Raw genomic sequence first — 5,184 nt, 5'->3', positions numbered from 1 at the left:
GCATCCTCTTTCCTCTTTCCTCTCTTCCCCTACACCCTACACCCTACACCCTACACCCTACACCCTACACCCCCGCTTCCCTTACAGAACAATACCTGGCCAATTTTCCATCGGTTGAGTAGATTTTACTAGGTTCATTCCGGCTTGGGCAAAGCGCTGAAATGCGGCATCCGCTTGGTCGGTGAAATCAATCACCCCAGGGACAACTACCGGGGAGGTGCAATCTTCTAATAAATAGACTTTTTTGGCTAAATTTGGGTCGATCGCTGTGATTTCTGTGAGTAAATCATCGATTGTCCAGGCTACACAGTGACTTTTGGCTTGACCGGCAATAATTATTACATCAAAGTCTAATATTTTTTGGATCAGACGAGTATTTTTTTGCGCGATCGCCTGACCATCAGGTCCTTGCAAAACCTCTGGACGGAGTACGGAATAATTCTCGGTTAAAGGATTGTTCCCTTTAATTTCAAACATAGTTTGACTTTGCCGTGCAATATTGTGGAAAAATACCGCTTCTTCTACGGCGGAGACCAGGGCGTTACCAATGCCCCCTAACATAGAATGATAAGGCCAAATAGTCAGAGGAAACTTACCATCTTGACTCAGCTTTTGCACATAATGTAAAGCATATTTTTGCAAGAGGGAATAATTGTCCTCATTCAAGCTACCAGCTAAACTATAGGCGACGGCTGGATTAACTTGCCAAACTCCTGTTTCTACATCGGCTAAAGTAATCATCGTGGCAGCGGGTGTGGGATGTTCTCCGGCATGATTTACCCAAAAAATTGGATGAAAAATCTGCATGGCGGTGTGAGTATCTAGGGTGGGGACAATACTGCTAATAAACCCTAAATTACGATAAATAAACTCACACAAACGGACATTATCGTCTACTGCCCCAGTACCACTGCGATCGCCCACAAATAATTCAAATTGGGGAATACAAAAGGTGTTTTGCACATCGATCGCCACTAAACAAATCCGAGTTTTATCTTCGGCTGCGGGTTTAATTTCATGGTCTTTTGCCCAAGTTTTTGCCGCCGCTGCCAGGTCTTGATAATTTACCCGCCAAACTTCACCAACTTGGCGGCGATCGAAGTGAGAGGGTATGGGTAATTGAGGTTGATTTGTCATGGTTTTTACCTGTTCCTAGTTATTTTTAGTTCTTGGTTGTTGGTGATTGGTTCGCTGGAGGAAAATAATTACAGGAAATAAAAGGCGATCGCGTTAATGATCGATTATAAATGATTAAATAACTGATAATATTTTTATCTTGACGAGATTTAAAGGTAATTTTATTGTACAGGCAGCTTGATTGTTTATTGGTAATTGGTTATATATTTAAATATTGCTAATTACTAATTGCCAATATTTATTGGGAAAAAGACGGCTTTCTAGAACACCAAAAAGTTAGCCGTGACCACATATTATTAAAATTCTTAAACTAAATTATTAAAATAACAAATTTTTCTGAAAAAAGGATTATAATAGAACTAAAAATAAATCTATTAAATTTTCTGGGGGCTAACGGCCATGACTAAAGTTAAACACCCAGTGGTTTCTAAGCTATCGCAAATAAAAGATCGGTTAATAAAAAATCCAGTGGTTCACGGCATGGGAAATATAGTCATTGCTTTAATAACTCTTTCTCGTGAATTTTATATTGCCAATCACACCTTGCATCAAGATCATTCATCTGGGAATCATCGCCGGATGCGACATACTTAAGGGACAAGAAACCGGGTTTCTTTAAGAAATGCCTGCCTACCCACCGAACCCTACATAGAAACCAGAAACCCGGTTTCTAACCTCTCCCGGTTTCTAAACCCCAGGGACAAGAAACCGGGTTTCTTTAAGAAATGCCTGCCTACCCACCGAACCCTACATAGAAACCCGGTTTCTAACCTCTCCCGGTTTCTAAACCCCAGGGACAAGAAACCGGGTTTCTGCGTAAACTTTTCGCCCTCAAGCAGAGATTTAATTAAGAAACCCGGCTTCTAAACCCCAGTGGTGCGTTACGGCTGGAATAGGAGTTAATTGTTTATCCCTAAAATTGTTTGCCAGCCTAACACACCCTGCATTTAAGAAACCGGGTTTCTGGAATCGCGCAATATAAACTCCGCGATCGCTAAATCAACCGGCGTTGTCACCTTTAAATTAGTCTCTTCTCCGGCCACAATTTTGACTGGTAAACCGCACTTTTCAAATAATGCCGCATCATCGGTGACTTCCCAACCGTTTTGTCGCCCGCGATCGTGGCAATCTTTTAATAATTTCACCTCAAAACCTTGGGGAGTTTGGGCAGCCCATAAGTGGCTACGGTCAGGGGTATCCACAATTACATCCTGGTCATCGACTACTTTAATCGTATCTTTCACCGGAATCGCCGCAATCAAACCGGGACATTGGCGCAAAGCAGTCGCACAGCGATCGAATAAGCCCGGACTGGCCAAACACCGCGCCCCATCGTGAATTAATACCCATTGGGCGGTTTCCGGCAGCGCTTGCAAGCCGTTATACACCGACTCTTGGCGGGTGGCACCGCCGCGAATCAGTTTTACCGGCTTGGTCAGGGATAGACTGGCCAAAATTTCCTGAAAATCCGGTTCATCCTCCGGTTGACCCATAATCCCAATCCAGGTAATTTGCTCGGAAGCCTCCGCAGCTTTTAAGGTCCAAGCCAAAATCGGTCGATCCAGTAACTTCAGCAGTAATTTATTGCGGTTACTGCCCATCCGCCGTCCCATCCCCGCAGCGGGAATTAATAAATGCACAGCGATTCCTCAAAAGCAAAACTATCACGATCAATATATCAATACAGAATTCGCTTAAAATGTAACCGATCAGTCGGAAAAACCTATATCAGATGCGAATACTAGCCCTTGTCCCTGGCGGGATTGGCGATCAAATTCTATTTCTGCCAACAATACAAGATATCAAGCAATTTTACCCCAACGCTCAAATTGACGTGGTTGTGGAACCGCGATCGCTGGGCGCTTACAGGGTATGTAAGCATTTCCATGACAAGTCTCTCAGACCGATTAAGTTCGATTTCAAAGATCGAAACAGTCTGGCAGATTTTGCCAACTTGTTGGGGATATTGCGTGATGGAGAATACGATGCGGTCATTTCTTTAGGACAGCGGTGGGCGGTGGGGTTTCTCCTGTGGTTGACGGGAATTCCCACCCGCGTTGGTTATGCCGAAGGAGGCAGCGATCGCTTCCTAACCAACCCGGTGCCCCTCAAAACGGAACAATATGCAGCGGCAATGTATCACGATTTGCTGCAAGGTTTTGATATTACCTGTCCCACCCCTGAATTGTCCGTGACTTTGCTCAAAGAGGATCTGAAATGGGCGGAAAAGGAACAAAAGACCCTGGGAATTGCGGAAACTGGCTATATTTTAATTCATGGCGGTTCTAGCCAATTGGCTTTAACCAAAGGATTAAATAAAATTTATCCGGTGAAAAATTGGCTAGAGATTTTGCAAAAGTTGCAGCAATCTCAACCCCAATTACCGATAGTCGTGGTCAAAGGCCCAGAAGATGAACAATTTGTCAATCAACTGGTAAAATCTTTGCCGGGAATTAAGGTAATTTCGCCCCCAGATATCGGTAAATTAGCCGCTACAATTGCTGGGGCTAATTTAATGATATGTACCGATAGTGCGCCTATGCACCTCGCCGTAGCGGTAAAAACTTACACCGTAGCCCTCTTTGGCCCCACTGACCCCAGCAAACTTTTGCCCAAAAATGAGCGGTTTGTGGCCATTAAATCTCCTACGGATAACATGGCTGATATTCCGCCAAAAACTGTCTTGCAAAAGATTTTAGGCGGTTAATCCCAGATTTCTTGAGTTAGAAACCCGGTCTCCAGAAACCGGGTTTCTTGCGTTAACCTTTGCGAAAAACCCCAAATAAAATAGAAACCCGGTTTCTTTTTGTTCCTTGCGTTAACCTTTGCAAAAAATCCCAGAAACCGGGTTTTTTCCCAAATAAAATAGAAACCCGGTTTCTTTTTGTTTCTTGAGTTAACCTTTGCGAAAAAACCCAAATAAAATAGAAACCCGGTTTCTTGAGAAACTGTTCCTAGTAAATTTGCCAGTCTCAGCTTCATTGAGTTAGTATGGTAGATGCGATCGCTTCTCAGGAAACTGGCAATTTGTTGAAGACCGATTCACTAAAGTAATTAGATAAATTCTCAACAAAGGCGATCGAGGCTTTTTCCCTTAACCCAGTAAAGATGCCATGACTAAATCAAACGAAACACCAGAATCCAAAATTACTATGAACTTTAATCGTCCCGTCTCTGGAGTCGCGGGCTTTAGGGCGACCAAATAATTTATAATCGCCAAGACTTAAATGGAAAAAACGGAGCAAAGTAAAAAAATGCCTAAAATATTTTGTAATGATGAAAACCCGAAGAAATCTTTGATTGAACGAATTAGAAGAGGTCAGAAGTCGGGCCTGAGTGGGGCTGACCTGAGTGGGGCTAATCTGAGAATGGCTGACCTGAGTGAGGCTGACCTGAGTGAGGCTGACCTGAGTGAGGCTAACCTGAGTGAGGCTGACCTGAGTAATGCTGACCTGAGTAAGGCTAACCTGAGTAAGGCTAACATGAGTGAGGCTGACCTGAGTAATGCTGACCTGAGTAATGCTGACCTGAGTAATGCTGACCTGAGTAATGCTAACTTGAGTGAGGCTGACCTGAGAATAGCTGACCTGAGTGAGGCTAACCTGAGTGAGGCTAACCTGAGTGACGCTAACCTACGTTGGGCTAACCTGAGTGAGGCTAACCTGAGTAAGGCTAACCTGAGTGAGGCTAACCTGAGTGAGGCTGACTTGAGTAATGCTAACTTGAGTGAGGCTAACCTGAGAATGGCTGACCTGAGTGAGGCTAACCTGAGTGAGGCTAACCTGAGTAGGGTTGATTTGAGTAAAGTTAGTTTGTATATGACTAACATGAATAAAGTTAACCTGTGTATGAATTACCTGAGTGAGTTTAACCTAAGTGGGTTTAATTTAGGAGAGGCTAATCTGAGTCAGGCTAATCTGAGTGAGGCTGACCTGAGTGAGGCTAACCTGAGTAAGGCTAATCTGAGTAATGCTAATCTGAGTAATGCTGACCTGAGTAATGCTGACCTGAGTAATGCTGACCTGAGTGGGGCTAACTTAAAAAAGG

The 5,184-nt window shown here is 43.8% G+C and carries 6 protein-coding genes and 4 pseudogenes; 5 read left to right on the top strand and 5 right to left on the bottom strand.

The features are described 5' to 3' along the window. Positions 1 to 81: 81 nt before the first annotated feature. Complete coding sequence (locus tag AM228_RS25265) at positions 82 to 1,137, bottom strand: isochorismatase (protein ID WP_054469692.1); 1,056 nt, start codon at positions 1,135 to 1,137, stop codon at positions 82 to 84. Between the two features lie 399 nt (positions 1,138 to 1,536). On the opposite strand from AM228_RS25265, the gene AM228_RS33540 reads away from it, so the two are divergent. After that, positions 1,537 to 1,731 carry a hypothetical protein gene (locus AM228_RS33540; protein WP_156332052.1) on the top strand — a complete coding sequence of 65 codons (195 nt, stop codon included), beginning with the start codon at positions 1,537 to 1,539 and terminating at the stop codon, positions 1,729 to 1,731. Between the two features lie 353 nt (positions 1,732 to 2,084). On the opposite strand, the gene ispD is transcribed toward AM228_RS33540, so the two are convergent. Continuing rightward, on the bottom strand, positions 2,085 to 2,777 hold the full coding sequence (gene ispD / locus AM228_RS25260; protein WP_054469691.1) for a 2-C-methyl-D-erythritol 4-phosphate cytidylyltransferase: 693 nt from the start codon (positions 2,775 to 2,777) through the stop codon (positions 2,085 to 2,087). A 92-nt stretch (positions 2,778 to 2,869) separates the two neighbouring features. On the opposite strand from ispD, the gene AM228_RS25255 reads away from it, so the two are divergent. Continuing rightward, positions 2,870 to 3,844: a glycosyltransferase family 9 protein gene (locus tag AM228_RS25255; protein WP_054469690.1), complete on the top strand. Its 975-nt coding sequence runs from the start codon at positions 2,870 to 2,872 to the stop codon at positions 3,842 to 3,844. A gap of 612 nt (positions 3,845 to 4,456) precedes the next feature. Here the strand turns inward: AM228_RS25255 and AM228_RS37030 are convergent. Beyond that, positions 4,457 to 4,558, bottom strand: a pseudogene (locus tag AM228_RS37030) (hypothetical protein); the annotation flags it as partial. Here AM228_RS37030 and AM228_RS37025 point away from each other — a divergent pair. After that, positions 4,515 to 4,631: pseudogene (locus AM228_RS37025) on the top strand (pentapeptide repeat-containing protein); the annotation flags it as partial. The pseudogenes AM228_RS37030 and AM228_RS37025 sit on opposite strands and share 44 nt — an antisense overlap. Here AM228_RS37025 and AM228_RS37020 read toward each other — a convergent pair. Further along, positions 4,581 to 4,703, bottom strand: a pseudogene (locus AM228_RS37020) (hypothetical protein); the annotation flags it as partial. The pseudogenes AM228_RS37025 and AM228_RS37020 sit on opposite strands and share 51 nt — an antisense overlap. Between AM228_RS37020 and AM228_RS37015 the strand changes: the two are divergent. Next, positions 4,695 to 4,826, top strand: a pseudogene (locus tag AM228_RS37015) (pentapeptide repeat-containing protein); the annotation flags it as partial. The pseudogenes AM228_RS37020 and AM228_RS37015 sit on opposite strands and share 9 nt — an antisense overlap. On the opposite strand, the gene AM228_RS37010 reads toward AM228_RS37015, so the two are convergent. After that, complete coding sequence (locus tag AM228_RS37010) at positions 4,770 to 4,955, bottom strand: pentapeptide repeat-containing protein (RefSeq protein WP_369817806.1); 186 nt, start codon at positions 4,953 to 4,955, stop codon at positions 4,770 to 4,772. The pseudogene AM228_RS37015 and the gene AM228_RS37010 sit on opposite strands and share 57 nt — an antisense overlap. On the opposite strand from AM228_RS37010, the gene AM228_RS37005 reads away from it, so the two are divergent. Next, positions 4,881 to 5,184 (top strand): pentapeptide repeat-containing protein (locus tag AM228_RS37005; RefSeq protein WP_369817805.1); only part of this gene is annotated, 304 nt, incomplete at its 3' end. The genes AM228_RS37010 and AM228_RS37005 overlap by 75 nt on opposite strands.

The sequence above is a fragment of the Planktothricoides sp. SR001 genome (genome assembly GCF_001276715.1).
Classification (GTDB): domain Bacteria; phylum Cyanobacteriota; class Cyanobacteriia; order Cyanobacteriales; family Laspinemataceae; genus Planktothricoides; species Planktothricoides raciborskii.
Note: the sequence above shows the minus strand (reverse complement) of the source record. Positions and strands in the feature narration are given on the sequence as shown.